Genomic DNA, 16,818 nt, shown 5'->3' with positions numbered 1-16,818 from the left:
CGCACCGCCCTACGCCAAAGGATACATAAACGTGTAGATTGGATACGATCTGCGGCGCGTGATCGTGGGGGAAATGGGAGTCCAGTGATCCAGACCGTCTTCGGGCCCGTCGAGGGCGTTGATCTCGGCGCGGTCTCCATGCACGAGCACCTCCTCACCGATGCGAGCGCCCTGCAGCGCCCGGGCGTCGAGAACCTCGATCCCGGCCGGCGGGTGACCGCCGATCTCGCGGCGGCCCTGCGCTGGAGCCAGCTCGCCCTCGCCGACAACCTGCGTCTCGACGACCTCGACCTGCTCGGCGACGAGGTCGCGATCGGCGCCCGCTCGGGCCTCGGCGCCATCGTCGACCTCAGCTCGCTCGGCTTCGGCCCCGACCACCCGAGGCTGCCGGCGCTCGCGCTGCGCGGCGGGCTGCACGTCGTCTCGGGCTACGGCGCGTACCTGCCGCGCCTCCTGCCCGAGTGGTACCTCGCGCTCGACGTCGACGGCCGCACCGCGCTGTTCGAGCGCGCGCTCACGGAGGCCGTGCCGGGAACCGACTACCGGGCCGGGATCCTCGGCCTGATGGGGACCACCGGCGCCTTCTCGACTCCCGACGGCGAGCAGGAACGCATCAGCCTCACCGCCGCCGGCCGCGCCGCGGTGTCCACCGGATCCGCGATCAGCGTGCGTCTGGCCGCCGACGCCCGCAACGGCCTCGAGATCGTCGACCACCTCGTGGCGCTCGGCGTCGACCCCTCGAGGATCGTGTTCACCACGGTCGACGAGTTCCTCGACCTCCCCTACCTGCGCGACCTCGGCCAGTCCGGCGCTGTGCTCGAGATGTGCTTCGGCAACGAGGGCGCGCACGTCGGGCGCATCCGCAACGCGAGCGACCCGCAGCGCGTCGACGCCCTGCTCGCGCTGCTCGACACCGATCCCGGCATCCGCTGGGTCCTCGGCCACAGCACGTGGACGAAGGGCCAGCTCCGCCGGTTCGGCGGCCACGGCCTCGACCACCTGAGCGCGCGCGTCGTGCCCGGCCTGCGCTTGCTCGGCGTCTCCGACGAGACGCTCGACCGGATGACCGTCGGGGAGCCCGCCCGGCTTCTCGACCTGCCCGCCTGATCGAGACTGCTTCTACCCACCACCCCGGAGGATCCCATGAGAGACCAACTCGCCCCGCTCGCACCGATCGAGCCCTACCTCGTCGACGGCGTCTGGATCACCCCGGAGGGCGCGGAACTGATCGACATCATCGACCCGGCCACCGAGGAGCTGCTGACCCGCGTTCCCCAGGCCGACGAGGCGCACGTCGAGGAAGCGGTCGCCACCGCGCGCCGCGCCCACGAGGACCGCCGGTGGAGCGGCATGAGCCCGCACGACCGCAGCCGCATCCTCGGAAAGGTCGCCGACCTCATCGAGGAGCGCCTCGAAGAGCTGGCCGTGCTCGAGACCCGCGACAACGGCAAGCCGATCGAGCGCTCGCGCGCCGACACGGCGACGGCCGCCCGGGTCTTCCGCTACTACGCGGGAGCGCCCTCGCGCCTCACCGGCACGGTCGTGCCTATCGACGGCGGCCAGCACCACGTCTACACGACGCCCGAGCCGGTCGGCGTCGCGGCGCTGATCCTGCCGTGGAACTTCCCGATCATGACCGCGAGCTTCAAGCTCGCCCCCGCGCTGGCCGCGGGCTGCACCGTCATCGTCAAGCCCGCCGAGCAGACCCCCATCACGATGCTGCGTCTCGCCGCGATCTGCGAGGAGGCCGGTGTTCCCGCCGGCGTCGTGCAGGTCCTCACCGGCGACGGCCGCGTCGGTGCCGCGCTGACGGCCCACCGCGGCGTCGACAAGATCTCGTTCACCGGCAGCACCGAGATCGGGCGCAAGGTCATGACCGCCGCGGCGGGCGACTTCAAGCGCCTCACCCTCGAGCTCGGCGGCAAGAGCGCGAACATCATCTTCGAGGATGCCGACCTCGACGCCGCCGTGCTCACGGCGATGCGCGCCTCCTTCGGCCACTCCGGCCAGATGTGCACCGCCGGCAGCCGCCTGCTCGTGCAGCGCTCGATCCTCGCCGAGACCACCGAGCGCCTCGCCGCGGCCGTACGCCGGGTCTCGCTCGGCGACGGCCTCGCCGGCGGGGTCACGGTCGGTCCGCTCGTCTCCGAGGAACAGCGACAGCAGGTGCTCGGCTACATCGCCACGGGCCAGGCCGAGGGCGCGACCGTCGTCGTCGGCGGAAACGTGCCCGACCGCGCCGGCTACTACGTCGAGCCGACGCTGTTCAGCGGGGTCACGAACGAGATGACCATCGCCCGCGAGGAGATCTTCGGACCGGTCGTCGGCATCATCCCGTTCGACGACGAGGACGACGCGGTGGCCATCGCCAACGACCAGAGCTACGGCCTCGCGGCCGGCGTCTGGACCAACGACCTCGCGCGGGCCCACCGCATGGGCCAGCGCCTGCGCGCCGGAACCGTCTGGGTGAACACCTACAACGTATTCGACCCCGCGCTGTCCTTCGGCGGCGTGGGCGAGTCGGGGCTCGGCCGCGACCTCGGCGAAGAAGCGCTGCGCTCCTACACCGAGATGAAGAGCGTGGTCATCGCGCTCTGAGCTCGCTGAGCGCCGGGCTCTCTGAGAACTCTCGGCGCTCTGGTACGCGATCGTGCCGCCGTTCAGACGAGCGGCGGCTCGACCCGGTAGGACCGGCCGCGGCCCGTGTCGCCGCGATTTCCTCCACGCAGCAGCGGGATGGCGGCGAGCTGCAACACGGCGAGAATGCCGAGCGCCTGGCCCGACCCGAGGTGCGTGACGAGCAGTCCGCCGACGAGCGAGCCCGCCGCGTACCCGGCGCTCGTGAACGCCGAGAACGTGCCGACGCCCGTCGCGCGCCGACCCGGATCGAGGTTCTGGGTCGTCAGCAGGGTGAGCGCGGGGAACAGCGGCGAGAAACCGAACCCGACGAGCATGGCGCCGAGCGCCGCCACGGGGAAGCTGCCCGAGAGCGAGAGCACGCCGAGACCGACCGCGAGCAGCACCATGCTGATGCGGGCGGTCGTCGTCGCACCGAGGCGGTCGGGTAGGCCGCCGAGCAGCAGGCGCGCGGCGATGACGCTCGCGGCGAAGACGGTGAACACGTTGGCCGCTCCGAGCAGCCCCTCCGCGTCGACGCCTCGGCCGACCAGGTGGGGGATGAGGAACGCGATCAGGAACCCCTCGGCCGCCCACGCCACGAGGCCGACGGCTCCGGGGAGCGCGACGGCGGGTAGGACGCTGCCGGCGCGGCCGGTGCTGCGGGCGCGGCGTTCCACCGCCGCCCAGCGCGGCGCCCGGCCGTCGCGGGCCAGCATGGCGAGCAGCAGGCCGAGCAGTTGCAGCACGACCGCCGCCATCCAGACGGAGCGGTGGCCGAAAGACTGGAACAGGTTCTCGCCCAGCACGGGACCGAGGGCGAGCCCGACCCAGACGCTCAGGCCGAAGAAGCTGAGAGCGCGGCCGCGTTGCTCGGGCGGTGCCTCGGCGACCACCCACGCCGTCAGCGCGGTCGCGACGGCGGCGTTGCCCGCGCCGTAGACGAGCCGGCTGGCGGCGAGGCTGGGAACGCTCAACATCATGAGCACGAGCGCCAGCCCGACGGCGGCGAGACAGGCGGCGACGAGGATGACGCGGCGAGGACCGAACCGGTCGGTGAGCATCCCGCCCACCGGCATCGCGACGATCGACGCGAATGCGGCCAGCGACACCAGGAGCCCGGCGAGGGAGGGGTCGGCGCCGAGTTCGCCCTGCACCACGCGGGGGATCACCGGGGTGGTCGCTCCGTTGACGAGGTGGCCCGCCGTGGAGGCGAGCACGAGCGTCCAGAAGGCGAGGCCCCGCGTGCCGGACTGCGCGAGCGGTCTCACGCGGCGCTGCGCGGGCGGCACTCCAGGCTGAGCCAGAGTTCGAAGCACGCGCTGCGCGAGAGCGCGGTCGCACCGATGGACGCGCGGCCCATCCGTCCGACATCCGGCCCGAACACGTCGAAGAGCAGGTCGCTCGCGGCGTTGGACACCTCGTTGAGCCGCTCGAATCCGGGCGGGCAGAGCACGAAGCAGAGCCCGCGCGAGAGGGCGACGACCTCGTCGAGGCTGCCGAGGGCGTAGCGGATCAGGCCGAGGGCGTTCACCGCCGTGTACCGCGCCGCTTCTTGCGCCTGGTCGAGCGTGATGTCGACACCGACGGAGCCGGGGTGCACCATCACGCCGTCCCGGGACTCGGGGGTGATGCCGCTCAGCTCGAGCAGGTCGCCCGTGCGGTGGAAGGCGCGGAGCGAGCTGCCGTACCGGCCGCCGTACGGGGGATTGGCGTAGTCGGGGATGACCAGCCCGAGTTCGATCGCGCGGGCTTCGGCTGAGTGGACCATGTTTCTCCCTGTACTAGGACTCCAGAGTATCTCGCGCTGGCATAAATGGATACAACCTGATTACTATGGGATCCATTATGCACCGGGTTGGGTGCTCACGAGGAAGGACCCGCATCATGACGATCGGTCTCGAGGGCGATGCCCTGGTCACGCCGACGGTGGCTGCGATCGACGTCGCAGCCGAGCGCGCCCGTACCGTGGGAGCCTCCGGCCGCCACTACTTCAACGCCGCCGGGGCGAGCCTGATGAGCGACGCGGTGCTCGACGCGATGATCGGCCACCTGCGGCTGGAACAGCGCAGCGGCGGGTACGAGGCCGCGAACCTCATGGTCGACGAGGTCGCCGGCGTCTACACGGCGGCCGCCGCCCTTCTCGGCGGCACACCCGGCGAATTCGCCTTCTTCGACAGCGCGACCTCCGGTCTGCGCGCGGTCTTCGACTCCCTGCGCCTCGGCGCGGGCGACACCGTCATCGCGCCGCGGTCCAGCTACATCAGCCAGGCCCTGCGGATGCTCGCGATGAAGCGGTACGACGGGGTCGACCTGGTCGTCGTGCCGAACGGCGCGACCGGCGCGATGGACCTCGACGCCCTCGAGAGCGCTCTCGCCGCGGCATCCGGCCGTGTCGTCATCAGCGCGGTTCACATCCCCACCTCGTCGGGCCTCGTCGAGCCGGTCGCTGCGATCTGCGCCCTCGGCCGAAAGCACGGCGCGATCACCGTCGTCGACGCGACGCAGTCCGTCGGCCAGCTCGACATCGACGTGCTCGCCCTCGGCTGCGACGCGCTCGTGACCACGGGCCGCAAGTTCCTGCGGGGACCGCGCGGCACCGGTTTCGCCTACCTGCGCAACGGTGTGCTCGACGGTTTAGGCGGCTGGGCACCCGACGTGCGAGGCTCGGTGTGGACCGGCGCGGAGGAGTGGACCATGGACGGCTCGGCTCGTCAGCTCGAGACCTGGGAGGCGTCTGTCGCCGCCCGCCTCGGCCTCGGTGTCGCCCTGCGTGAGGCGGCCGAGCGGGGGATGGCAGCGACGGAGTCCCATCTCGTGGGCTACGCCGCCGGTCTTCGCGATGATCTCGCGGCCATCGACGGCGTCGTTGTCGCCGACCCCGTCGCGTCGCCCTCGGCCATCGTCACCTTCACGATCGACGGTCTGGTGAGCAAGCAGGTCAGCGCGGCGCTGCGCCTCGCGCGTGTCGACTCGATCAGCGTTCCCGCCGGCCACGCGCAGTGGGACCTCGGCGCCCGCGGACTCGCCAGTGTCGTGCGGGTCTCGCCCCACGTCTACAACGACGACGAGGACCGCGATGCCCTGCTCGGTCGGGTCTCGGAGATCGCGGCGGAGGTGACCGCGCGATGACCGTGCGCGACGCCGTGGTGCTCGGCCTCGGAATCCACGGCTCGGCCGCGGTGTACGAGCTCGCCCTGCGCGGTCTCGACGTCGTCGGCATCGAACGCTTCGAGCCCGGGCACACCCGCGGCTCGTCCCACGGCGCGACGCGGATGATCCGGCGCGCCTACCCCAGCCCCGTCTGGAACGACCTCGTCGACCGCGCCTACCTCGGCTGGGACCGCTGGGCGCGCGCGGCGGGTCAACCCTTCGTCGAAACCACCGGCGGGCTCTACGCTCACGACGGTGCACCGGCGCTGCAGGGCGGCCAGAGCCGCCCGGCCGGTTCCGACGAGTGGGCGGCCCTCGTGCCGTCCGTGCGCCCGCCCGCCGACTTCGGCGCCGTCTACGACCCCGAAGCCGGAGTCGTCGACGCGGCCGGTGCCCTCGCCTACGCCCAGTCGGCGGCCGCCGCCGCGGGTGCCGAGCTGCGCTTCGGCGAGACCGTGCTCGACTGGACCGTCGACGACGGCATCGTCACCGTGCGCACGTCGGCGGGTTCCGTCCGAACGAGACGGCTCGTGCTGGCCGGGGGAGCGTGGGCGTCGCAGCTCGTGCCCCAGGCCGCGGGCTTCTTCGAGGTGTGGCGCATCGTCACCCTCACCGTGCCCACCGGTCAGGCCGTCGCCCGACCACCCGTTCTCGGCTGCTTCTCGGTCGACCTGCCCGAGGGCCTCGTCTTCGGACTCCCGGAGGCCGGCGGATCCGGTGCCAAGATCGGTATCGACGCCGGGGAGGTGTGGGACCCGGAAGTGCCGGTCGCGGCACCGACCGGGGCCGAGATCTCCCACCTGGCCGGGCTGCTGCAGCGTTTTGTGCCCGGCATCGAGACCGCGGGCGGCGACGCCGTGGCCTGCCTGTACACGATGACGCCCGACAAGCGCTTCGTCGTCGGCGCCCTGCCCGGCACCCCCGAGGTGCTGGTCGCCGCGGCCTGCTCGGGACACGGCTTCAAGTTCGGCCCCGCTATCGGCGAGGCCGTCGCCGACCTGGTCGCCGGCGTCGCCCGCCCCGACCTCGACTTCCTCACCCCCTCCCGGATGGAGACCCTCGTATGACCGTCGTGACCGACCCGGCCCGCGTCGCCGTCGCCGCACCCCATACCGCTGCGCTGGATGCCGCGGCCGACGCCGTGGCATCCGGCGGTAACGCCATCGACGCCGCCCTCGCGGCAGCCGCCGCGCTCGCGGTCGTCTACCCGCACCAGTGCGGGCTGGGCGGGGACCTCGTGGCGCTCGTGCGCCGCCCCGGACTCGGCGTCACCGCCGTGCTGTCGGCCGGCGCTGCCCCCGCGGGCATCGACGTCGCAGCCCTCGCCCGCGAGGAGCGCATGCCCCGGCAGGGCGCCCAGACCGTGACCGTGCCCGGCGTCGTCGCGGGCTGGCAGGCCATCCACGCGCTCGGCGGCCGGCTCGGACTCGAGTCCCCGCTGCGCCGCGCCTCCGAGCTCGCCGCCGACGGCTTCCCCGTCTCGGCCGGCCTGGCCCGCGCGATCTCCGTGCGCGAGGAGGAGATCCGCGCCGACGAGGGCATGACCGGCGTCTTCACCGACGCCGCCGGCGTGCTCGCCGCCGAGGGCGACCTCGTCGTGCAGCCCGCCCTCGCCGCGACCCTCGCCGAACTCGCCGCCGACCCCGGCGCGATGTACCGCGGGCGCATCCCCGCGTCGATCTCCGCCCGCCTGCGCGAACTCGGCGGAGCGCACACCGAGGCCGACTTCGCGGCGCACGAGGCCGAGCTGGTCGAACCGGTCACCTCGACCGAGGGCGGAGTGCGCTGGTGGGTGGCCCCGCCGCCCACGCAGGGCGTCGTACTGCTCGGCATCCTGCCCGAGGCACTCGGCACCGACACCGCCGAACTCGTCGAGGCCGTGCACCGCGCGGCCCTCGTGCGCCAGGAGAAGCTCGGCGATCCGCGCGGCGGCACCATCGACGTCGACGCCATGCTCGACCCGCGCGACCGCGCCAACGCCGGCTCCCTGCCGCGCGCCGGCCGGGCGCTCGGCGACACCGTCGCGGTCACCGCCGCGGGCGCGGACGGTACCGTCGTCACGCTGATCCAGAGCGTGTACCAGCTCTTCGGTTCCGGCATCCTCGACCCGGGCACCGGCGTCGTGCTGCACAACCGCGGGTCGGCGTTCAGCACCGATCCCGTCCACCCCGGCCACGTCGGCCCAGGCCTGCGGCCGCCGCACACGCTGCTGCCCGTGATCGCCGAGACCGACGACCTCGTGCTCGGCCTCGGCTGCCAGGGCGGGAGCGCCCAGCCGTGGATCCTCGCGCAGATCGCCCGCGAACTGCTCGACCCGTCGGCCGACCCGACCACCACCCTCGGCCGCCCGCGCTTCGTCATCGGCGCCCGCGACCTCGGCCACGAGGTCATGACCCTCGTCGCCGAGCCCGGCGTGCCCGAGGCCGAAGCCGCGGCGCACGCCCTCGGCCTGCCCGTCGCGACAACCGACGGCCTGGTCGACGAGGCCGGCCACGTGCAGGCCGTGCGCCTGCACGCCGACGGCCGCCTCGACTCCGCGAGCGACCCCCGGGCCGACGGCCGCGCCGTCGTCTTCGACGCCCCCCGAGCACTCCCGCAGCCTGACCCACCACGAACCGAAGGAACTCCATGAGCACCACCGCCCACGTCCTCGACCCGCTCACCTCCGCCGAGATCGCCTCCTTCGTCGCCGCCGTGCGGGCCAGCGAGCGCATCGGCGCCCGCCCGCGCTTCTGGGGCATCTCCCTCGACGAGGAGAAGGCCCGGAGTCTGGTACCCGGCGGTGCGCGCCCCGTGCGCCTCGTCGTGATGGACCCCGACGCCCACGCGGCCTGGGAGGTGCGGGGCTGGACGGCCGGCCCCGAGAGCGACGCCATCGTCGAGGTCTGGTCCGACGTCGACCACCGGCGTCCCGGCGTCTCCAGCGACGAGGCACGCCTGATCGCCCGGGCGGCGCGCGAATCGCCGCTGCTCGTCGAGGCGCTCGCCAAGCGCGGCATCACCGACACGTCGCTGGTCTGGGTCGACCCGGAGTCGATCACCGGATTCGTGCCCGACGACCTCGCCGACCGCCGCCTGAGCTGGGGCACGGTCTGGTACCGCGAATTCCCCGAGGACAACGGCTACGCCCGCCCCGTCGCGGGACTCGTGCCGATCCTCGACCTCGACACCCTCGAGGTGATCCGGATCGAAGACCACGGCGTCATCCCGATGGCCACCGAGACCGGCACCTACACCTCGGGCACCTGGGGACCCGACCGTGAGGTCTCCGCGCTCGACGTCGTGCAGCCCGACGGCCCCGGTTTCGTCATCGAGGGCCGCCGCATCACCTGGCAGAACTGGTCGTTCGTCGTCGGCTTCAGCCACCGCGAGGGACTCGTGCTCCACGAGCTCACCTACAAGGACGGCGACACCGTGCGCCCGATCCTGCAGCGCGCCGCCGTCAACGAGATGTACGTTCCGTACCTCGACAGCGACCCGACGGCCTACCGCAAGAACTTCTTCGACTGGGGCGAGTACGGAGCGGGCCCCCTCACCGCGAGCCTCGAGCTCGGCTGCGACTGCCTCGGCGAGATCCGCTACTTCGACGTGGAGTACCTCGACGGCCACGGCGAACCGCAGACGATCGCGAACGGCATCTGCATCCACGAGGAAGACGACTCGATCCTCTGGAAGCACGTCAACACCCGCACGGGCAGCGCCGAGGTGCGCCGCAGCCGCAAGCTGGTCATCTCCAGCTTCGCCACCGTCGCGAACTACGACTACGGCTTCTACTGGACCCTGTCGCAGGACGGCTCGATCGAACTCGAGGTCAAGCTCACCGGACTGATGTCGGTCTCGGGCATCGCCGACGGCGAGAAGCCCCGTTACGGACGCCTCGTCGCGCCGAACGTGCAGGCCCCGACCCACCAGCACTACTTCGCGGTGCGCCTCGACACCGCCATCGACGGACCGCTCAACCGCCTCGTCGAGGTGCACGCCGAGCCCGAGCCCGACGAGGCTCTGAACCCGTGGGGCAACGCCTGCATCGCCGTCGAGACCCCGATCTCGACGGAGTCGCTCGGCGCCCGCAAGGCCGACCCGTCAACCGCGAAGCACTGGCGCGTCGAGAGCGAGTCCGCGGTCAACCGCTACGGCGACAGCACGGCGTACCGCCTCGCGATCGACAACACGGCCGGACTCTTCGCCCGCCCGGGCAGCGTCGTGGAGCGCAAGGCCCCGTTCGTCGCGCAGCACCTGTGGGCCAGCGCGTTCGACCCCGAGCAGCGCTTCATCGCGGGCGAGTACCCGAACCAGGGCGAGCTCGGAGACGACGGCGTGCACGTGTGGCAGCGCGAGAACCGTTCGCTCGAGAACGAACGCCTCGTGCTCTGGCCCGTGCTCGGTGTGCACCACTTCCCGCGCCCCGAGCAGTGGCCGATCATGCCCGTCGACCGCATCCGCCTGCGCCTCGAGCCCGACGGGTTCTTCGACCGCAATCCCTCGCTCGACGTTCCGCCGTCGGCGACCTCCGACCACTGCGCCATGCCCGCCGACGCCGGACACGACCACTCGGCGCACGACCACAGCGCGCACTCTGCCCATGACGCCCACGACGCCCACGCGGGTCACGGGCACGCCGAGCAGCAGCACGGCCACGAGGGCGGCCGCTGATGGAGCACCTCGCCGACTGGAGCGCCGTCCGACTGGCCGGCGCGGTCGCCGCGCGGGAGGTGTCCGCCGTCGAGGTGATGCGCGCCCACCTCGAGCGCATCGAAGAGCGTAATCCCGCCTTCCGTGCCGTCGTCTCGCAGCAGCCGGACTCGGTCTCGCTCGCCGCGGCCGAGGCGGCCGACCGGCGCACCGCCGAGGCTCTGGCCGCGGGGGAGACCCTGCCGCCGCTGCACGGCCTGCCGACGGCGGTCAAAGACCTGATGGATGTCGCGGGCTTCCCCACCACGAACGGGTCGGCAGCCTTCGCGGACGCTCCGCCCGCCCGCTACGACAGTGTGCTCGCCACCCTGCTGCGCGAGGCCGGGGCGCTGATCATCGGCAAGACGAACACGCCCGAGATGGGGCAGGGCGTACTGTCGTTCAACCCCGTCTTCGGCACCACGGTCAACCCGTGGGACACGACGAAGCACGCCGGCGGATCGAGCGGCGGCGCGGCCGCCGCCCTGGCCGCCCGCATGCTCCCGATCGCCGACGGCTCGGACAGCGGGGGCAGCCTGCGCTACCCCGCGGCGTTCTGCAACGTCGTCGGCGTGCGCCCGAGCCCCGGCCGCGTGGCCAGCGGCCGCACGGGCAACGCCTGGACCCCGCACGGGGTCACCGGTCCGATGGCCCGCGACTCGGCCGACGCCGCGCTGTTCCTCGAGGGGCTCGCGGTCGAGAAGAGCGTCTGGCCGCTGTCGTCGCTGCCCACTCATCCGGCGCGGCCCGTCGAGGTGGCGGGACTCCGAGTCGCGTGGAGCGTGGACGCCGGGGGACTCCCCATCGACCGCGACGTCGCCGCGGTGCACGCTGCGTTCGCGCAGCAGCTCGCGGGCCTCGGAGCGGTCGTCGAGAACGCCGAGCCCGACTTCGCCGGAGCCGACGAAGCCTGGGAGACGATCGAGACGTTCGAGTTCTTCCTCGGCGGACGTCACGCGGTCGACGTGGGAGTCACGGGTTTCCGGCCGGACTACGTCCGCAACGTCGAGCAGGGTCGCGCGATGACCGCCACCCAGCTCGCCGACGCCTACGAGCGCCGCACGCGCGCGTTCCGCGACACCGAAGCACTGCTCGAGCGGTACGACGTGCTGGTGCTGCCCGCGACCCCCGTCGCGGCTCCGGACGCGTCGCTGGAGTGGGTCGACACCGTCGACGGCACGAGATTCGACCGGTACTTCACCTGGCAGATGCTTGCGAACCGGCTCACGCTGACCGCGCATCCCGTGGTGGTCACCGCGGCCGGTTTCACGGCCGGCGGGCTGCCGGTCGGCGTCCAGATGGTCGGGCGGCACGGCCGCGAGACGCAGCTGCTCGCGGTCACACGCGCGATCGAGGAGGCCACGGGCTGGATCGCGAAGGCGCCGTCGTTCGGGTAGAAGCGAATTGAGTCTGTCGAAACCCCACCCCGGGTTTCGGCAGGTTCAACCCGCGAGAACGTCAGCCCGTGAACACCGTCGACGAGCGGCGCTCGTACCACTGGGCGAGGTGCTCGCCGGCACTGAGGACGTGCTCGCGCATCAGCTGGGCGGCTCGCTCGTGGTCGCCCGCCGCGAAGGCCTCCAGCAGTGCCTCGTGCTCGCGGAAGTTCTCCTCGCGGTGACGCGGCTTGTCGCGGAGCACGAGCGCGGAGACGTTGCGCGGGAACGCGTCATTGATCTCGCCGAGCATGCGGGTCAGGCGCGTGTTACCCGACACGCGGTAGATCAGGCCGTGGAAGTGGTCGTTGTCTGTTCCGTCGTGTTCGGGGACGGTGCCGGCGGCGATCGCCAGCGACCGCTCGTACATCGCGGTGTTGATGGTCCGGAGTTCCACGATCGTCGCGTCGTCGAGGCGGTCGACCGCGCGGCGGGCGGCGAGCGACTCGAGTTCGGCGCGCACCTCGTAGGCCTCGCGCACCTCCCACGGCACAGGCACGCGGACGACGGCGCCGCGGTTCGGCACGACCTCGATGAGGCCTCCGGTCTGAAGCTGGCGCAGCGCCTCGCGCACGGGGGTGCGGCTGATGCCGAACTGCGCGGCGAGGTCGGCCTGGCGCAGCGGGGCGCCGATCGGGATCTCGCCGGACATGATCTTGGCCCGGATGCGGGCGGCGAGATCGTCGACGAGGGCATTGCCATCGGTGATGGTCATGTCGGAACCCCTTTGATCGGATGGGGCCGTGTGATCGGCCGGTATCCAATGTTGGCACAGATTGGATCCTTTCCCCGCGAGGGGCAACTGGGGATTCTGTCGTTCCGGTGCTTGTTGGATACGTCCTGCGTATGATTGGATCCAATCATGCGAAATTCCGGGATGGCGGCGACACGGCGTCCCCGCGCGGAAATCCGGTCATGACGGCGCTCACCGTCGTCGCCCTGTTCTGCGGCGCCGTCTCCCTCGCGCTGGCGGTCTCCCGGCGGCACTCGGGCGGTCGGGCCGTGCCCGTGGCCGAGCTCGTGATGCTCGCGGCGATGCTCGACCTGCATCTCCCGCCGCTCGGAATGCTGCCCGCGCCCGTCTGGTCCCTGCTGCTCATGGGTTGTGCGATCGGAGTCGCCTTCGCCGACCGCGTGCGCCGCAGGCGCGGCACCCAGTCGCCGGGGGACGACCTGCACGCCGCGAGTATGCTGCTCGCCGCCGTACTCGTGATGTTCCTCGGGGCGGGACCCGGCCGGGCGCAGGCCCTGGGCTCCGTGGCGCACGCGCACGGGGCGGCGACGTCGGCATCCGTCATCCTCATCACCGCAATCGTGGTGGCCGCGCACGGGGCTGCCGTCGTCGCGCTCGTCGTGCGCCGTCGACCGAACCGCGTCGAGACGGTGCGCCGGTTCGCGTCGCTCGCGGCGCTCATCGCCATGGCCGGAATGACCGCCGGACCCGTAATCGCCTGAGCGCGCTATGCGATTGGATCCAATCATGCTTGAATGGGATAAATAATTGCGGATTTCCGACGCCGCGAGAGGGAGTGCACAGGCATGATCATCGACGCATACAACACCACGCAGGACCGCCGCGGACGCAGTGACTACCTCAGCGGAGTGAAGCCGGGGGAGAAGCCGCCGGCCTACGTGCCGTTCGACGCCAAGCGCATCCTCGACCGGATGGACGCCGCCGGTGTGGACCGCGCGATGGTCTGCTCGCTCGCCCAGGGCATCGAGAACGACTTCCTGATGGACCTCGTCAAGAAGCACCCCGACCGCCTGTTCGGCTTCGGCCAAGTAATGCCGCAGTGGGACCACGCGGTCGACGAGATCCGGCGTTTCGCCGACGGCGGCCTCGTCGGGCTCAAGCTCCACCCGAGCATGCACGGCTACCACGTGGCCGACCACGGCCTGCTCGACCCGCTGTTCGAGGTCTGCGACGAGCTCGGCCTGCCCGTGCTGATCAATGCCCTCGACGACGCGTTCTGCGCGCCTTTCTCGATCGAGGAGATCGCCAAGGGCTTCCCGGGCGTGCCGACGATCATCGCCCACATGGGCGCCGTGTGGAACGTGCCCGAGGCGATCATCGTCGCCGAGCGCAACCCGCACATCTACCTCGAGACCTCGGCCACGCTGATGTCCGACGTCAAGCGCGCCTACGCGCGACTGGGCGCCGAGAAGATCCTCCTCGGGTCCGAGTGGCCCGGCAGCGACTTCGACCTCGAGCGCATGAAGATCGCGAAGGCGATCCCCGACGAGGCCGACCGCGCACTCGTCGAGGGCGGCAACATGGCCCGGATCCTCGGCTGGACATGAGCCGCCCTGTGCTCGACGGCCCGCCCGCGGGCATGAGCGAGGGTGACGTCGAGCTGCTCGACACCGCCCTCGCCGTGCTCGACACGCGGTACCTGGTCGGCGTGCACGAGGTCGCGGCCGCCCTGCGGCTGGCCGACGGCACGGTCGTCACCGGACTCCACGTCGAAGCGTCGGCGGGCCGCGCGTCGGTCTGCGCCGAATCGGCCGCGCTGAGCGCCGCCGTGATCGCCGGTTCGCCGGTCGTCGCGGTGGTCGGCGTGCTGCGGCGCCCGGGCGGCAGCACCCACCTCATCGAGCCGTGCGGGGTGTGTGCCGAGCTGCTCGGCGACCACGCGCCCGACGCCCGCGTCTGGGTCGCCGTCGGCGACGCATTCGGTGCCGTCGGCGTCTCCGAGCTGCTGCCGTTCCGGCGGCGCCGCACGGGCCGGGAGCCCGGAGCCGCAGAGTTTACGTCGCCGTAACACCGGCGACCCACCCCCGGTCGCCGGGCCGCCGACACTTGCGGGGCGGGTGCAGAGCGACCAGCACCATCGATCTGTCCCATCCGCGGAAGGAACCACCATGCTGACCGTCACGGGTAATCCCGTCCTCATCGTCGTCGACATCCAGGGCGGCAGCACGTCGGCCCTCCCCACACCGGGAATCCCGGTCATGAGCGGGCGGGCGGAGCGCGCACCACGCGTGCGCGACCTGATCGCGCACTGCCGCGAGGCCGACATCCCGGTGGTCTTCATCCAGGAGGTGCATAAGCGCGACCTCGTCGACATCGGCCGCGAGCTCGACGGGGCGGAGGGGTCGCACTGCCTCGAGGGCGACGAGAGCACCGAGCTCGCGTCGTGGCTCGAGCCGCGCCCCGAGGAGTTCGTCATCCGCAAGCGCCGCTACTCGGCCTTCTTCGGTACCGAGCTCGAGATCGTGCTCAAGGCGTACAAGGCGGAGACCGTCATGCTCGTCGGCGGGCTCACCGACATCTGCATCCACTACACGGCAGCCGATGCGCACCAGCACGACTACACGGTGCGGGTGCTCACCGACTGCGTCGCCGGATCCAGCGAGCGGGCGCACGACGCGGCCCTCGAGGCGATCGGCTACCTGCAGCGCGATGCCCTCGTCACCGCGGGCGACGTGCACGAGTGGCTCGACGAGCGCGAGGCCGCCGGTGTCTGACAGGGGAGCGCGGCTCGTCGTCGGTTCGATCCGCACGATGGACGACCACGCGCCCGAGGCCGAGGCGATGCTCGTCGTCGGCGGCCGCATCGCCGCGATCGGTGCCCTCGACGAGGTGCGGGCGGCGGCGCTCCTCGACACGGTCGAGGAGCACTTCGACGGCGTCATCCTGCCCGGCTTCATCGACGCACACTCGCACGCGCAGCGCGCCGGGCTCAAAGCGCTGCAGTTGCTGCCCGCGGGCGCCGGCGTCGCCGAGTTCTCGGCCGTGATGCTCGCCGACGGCGACGCCGACCCCGACGCTCCCGACTGGCTCGGCGACGAGCCTCCCCGCATCGAGGACCGTCTCGCCGCGCTGCGCGTCGTGCAGCCGCTGCTGCACGCCATGGGCTTCACCGGCGTCGTCGACCCCGCCGTCTCGGTCGACGAACTCGCGGGCTACCGCGAGGCACACCGACGCGGCGAGCTCACCCTGCGCGTCGTCGCGATGCCCTGGCCCCAGCTCGGTTCGGCACTCGTGCCCGACATCGACGCCGCCGTGGCCGTGCTCGACGGCATCGAGGGTGCGACCGGAGCCGGCGACGACGTCTTGCGGCTGGGCCCGGTCAAGATCTACTACGACGGCGAGGGGATGAAAGGGCAGGCGTTGCTCGAACGCCCGTGGTCGGGCGACGACCACGGTGTCCAGCGCCTCTCCGCCGACGAGTTCGCACGACTCGCCGCCGCCTGCATCTCACGCGGCTGGGGCCTCGGCGTGCACGCGGTCGGCAGCCGGGCGGTCGAGCAGGTGCTCGACGGTCTCGAGGCGGCCGGCGCTCCCGACTCGCTCGGGCCGTTGCGCTGCCAGCTCATCCACGCCTACCTCGAACCGAGCGTCGCCAGCATGGAGCGTGCGGCCCGCCTCGGCGTCGTGGCCTCCCTGCAGCCGTCCATCGCCTGGAACAACGCGGCGGGGCTGGCGAAACGTCTCGGCGACCGGGTACAGTCCGTCAACCCGATGCGCGCCTGGCTCGACGCGGGAGCCGTGGTGGCGATGGGGTCCGACGCCCCGTACTTCCCGTTCGACCCGCGGCAGGTCGTGCCCGTCGCGGTCGACCGGCGGATGCGCGGGCTCGACGAACCGGTCGGCCCCGACGAGGGAATCACCGTGCCCGAGGCCGTCGCCGCCTACACGCGGGGAGCGGCGCATGCCTCGTTCGCGGACGACCGCCGCGGAATGCTGCGCGCGGGCTTCCTCGCCGACTGGGTGCTGATCGACGTCGACCCGCTTCTCTGTTCCGCGTCCGAATTCGCCGCCGCGCGCGTGCTGCGCACCGAGGTGGGAGGCCGCGCCGTCTGGGTGGCAGAGGGGTCAGTGGGGATTCCCCGTCACTTGTAATCCAACGGAAACATAATTGGATGCGTATTGGTCTACATTGGATCCAAGTTGCTCCGGCCGGCGATGTGACGTCGAGCCGCGGCATCCCACCGCAGC

15 protein-coding genes are annotated in these 16,818 nt (G+C 72.1%); 12 read left to right on the top strand and 3 right to left on the bottom strand.

Annotated elements, in window-relative coordinates; genetic code table 11:
- Window positions 1-84 precede the first annotated feature (84 nt).
- Both HD599_RS10620 and HD599_RS10615 read left to right on the top strand, forming a co-directional pair.
- Window positions 85-1,107, top strand: coding sequence for a phosphotriesterase family protein (locus HD599_RS10620; RefSeq protein WP_184237126.1), 1,023 nt, complete (start codon window positions 85-87; stop codon window positions 1,105-1,107).
- 36 nt (window positions 1,108-1,143) lie between these two features.
- Window positions 1,144-2,598, top strand: a complete 1,455-nt coding sequence (locus tag HD599_RS10615) for an aldehyde dehydrogenase family protein (protein ID WP_184237123.1) — start codon at window positions 1,144-1,146, stop codon at window positions 2,596-2,598.
- Between the two features lie 62 nt (window positions 2,599-2,660).
- On the opposite strand, the gene HD599_RS10610 is transcribed toward HD599_RS10615, so the two are convergent.
- Window positions 2,661-3,887, bottom strand: coding sequence for an MFS transporter (locus HD599_RS10610; RefSeq protein WP_184237120.1), 1,227 nt, complete (start codon window positions 3,885-3,887; stop codon window positions 2,661-2,663).
- Window positions 3,884-4,387, bottom strand: coding sequence for a RidA family protein (locus HD599_RS10605; RefSeq protein ID WP_184237117.1), 504 nt, complete (start codon window positions 4,385-4,387; stop codon window positions 3,884-3,886). Before HD599_RS10605 ends, HD599_RS10610 begins: the two co-directional genes overlap by 4 nt.
- 116 nt (window positions 4,388-4,503) lie before the next feature.
- Here HD599_RS10605 and HD599_RS10600 point away from each other — a divergent pair, with 116 nt between their 5' ends.
- From HD599_RS10600 to HD599_RS10580, 5 genes are read left to right on the top strand one after another with little or no spacing between them, the layout of a single operon-like run.
- Entirely contained in the window at window positions 4,504-5,748 is a 1,245-nt protein-coding gene (locus HD599_RS10600) for an aminotransferase class V-fold PLP-dependent enzyme (RefSeq protein WP_184237114.1), read from the top strand.
- The gene (locus HD599_RS10595) at window positions 5,745-6,836 is read left to right on the top strand and encodes an FAD-dependent oxidoreductase (RefSeq protein WP_184237111.1); all 1,092 of its coding nucleotides are present in this window, start codon (window positions 5,745-5,747) and stop codon (window positions 6,834-6,836) included. The genes HD599_RS10600 and HD599_RS10595 overlap by 4 nt, the downstream gene beginning before the upstream one ends.
- A complete protein-coding gene (locus HD599_RS10590) occupies window positions 6,833-8,401 on the top strand; it encodes a gamma-glutamyltransferase (RefSeq protein ID WP_184237108.1) in 1,569 nt (522 codons plus the stop codon). Before HD599_RS10595 ends, HD599_RS10590 begins: the two co-directional genes overlap by 4 nt.
- On the top strand, window positions 8,398-10,422 hold the full coding sequence (locus tag HD599_RS10585) for a primary-amine oxidase (protein ID WP_184237105.1): 2,025 nt from the start codon (window positions 8,398-8,400) through the stop codon (window positions 10,420-10,422). The genes HD599_RS10590 and HD599_RS10585 overlap by 4 nt, the downstream gene beginning before the upstream one ends.
- Window positions 10,422-11,837 carry an amidase gene (locus HD599_RS10580; RefSeq protein ID WP_184237102.1) on the top strand — a complete coding sequence of 472 codons (1,416 nt, stop codon included), beginning with the start codon at window positions 10,422-10,424 and terminating at the stop codon, window positions 11,835-11,837. Before HD599_RS10585 ends, HD599_RS10580 begins: the two co-directional genes overlap by 1 nt.
- 61 nt (window positions 11,838-11,898) lie before the next feature.
- Here HD599_RS10580 and HD599_RS10575 read toward each other — a convergent pair whose 3' ends face one another.
- Window positions 11,899-12,591, bottom strand: a complete 693-nt coding sequence (locus tag HD599_RS10575; RefSeq protein ID WP_184237099.1) for a GntR family transcriptional regulator — start codon at window positions 12,589-12,591, stop codon at window positions 11,899-11,901.
- A 200-nt stretch (window positions 12,592-12,791) separates the two neighbouring features.
- Here HD599_RS10575 and HD599_RS10570 point away from each other — a divergent pair, with 200 nt between their 5' ends.
- From HD599_RS10570 to HD599_RS10550, 5 genes are all read left to right on the top strand, one after another.
- The gene (locus tag HD599_RS10570) at window positions 12,792-13,331 is read left to right on the top strand and encodes a hypothetical protein (protein WP_184237096.1); all 540 of its coding nucleotides are present in this window, start codon (window positions 12,792-12,794) and stop codon (window positions 13,329-13,331) included.
- Between the two features lie 84 nt (window positions 13,332-13,415).
- Window positions 13,416-14,177, top strand: a complete 762-nt coding sequence (locus HD599_RS10565) for an amidohydrolase family protein (protein WP_184237093.1) — start codon at window positions 13,416-13,418, stop codon at window positions 14,175-14,177.
- Window positions 14,174-14,638, top strand: a complete 465-nt coding sequence (locus HD599_RS10560; protein ID WP_184237090.1) for a cytidine/deoxycytidylate deaminase family protein — start codon at window positions 14,174-14,176, stop codon at window positions 14,636-14,638. Before HD599_RS10565 ends, HD599_RS10560 begins: the two co-directional genes overlap by 4 nt.
- A gap of 100 nt (window positions 14,639-14,738) precedes the next feature.
- Window positions 14,739-15,344 (top strand): cysteine hydrolase family protein, encoded by a 606-nt coding sequence (locus tag HD599_RS10555; protein ID WP_184237087.1) that lies wholly within the window; start codon window positions 14,739-14,741, stop codon window positions 15,342-15,344.
- Window positions 15,337-16,722 carry an amidohydrolase family protein gene (locus HD599_RS10550; protein ID WP_184237084.1) on the top strand — a complete coding sequence of 462 codons (1,386 nt, stop codon included), beginning with the start codon at window positions 15,337-15,339 and terminating at the stop codon, window positions 16,720-16,722. The genes HD599_RS10555 and HD599_RS10550 overlap by 8 nt, the downstream gene beginning before the upstream one ends.
- Window positions 16,723-16,818 lie beyond the last annotated feature (96 nt).

Source organism: Conyzicola lurida, assembly GCF_014204935.1.
Lineage (GTDB): Bacteria > Actinomycetota > Actinomycetes > Actinomycetales > Microbacteriaceae > Conyzicola > Conyzicola lurida.
This window is presented reverse-complemented; position numbering and strand designations above follow the sequence as displayed.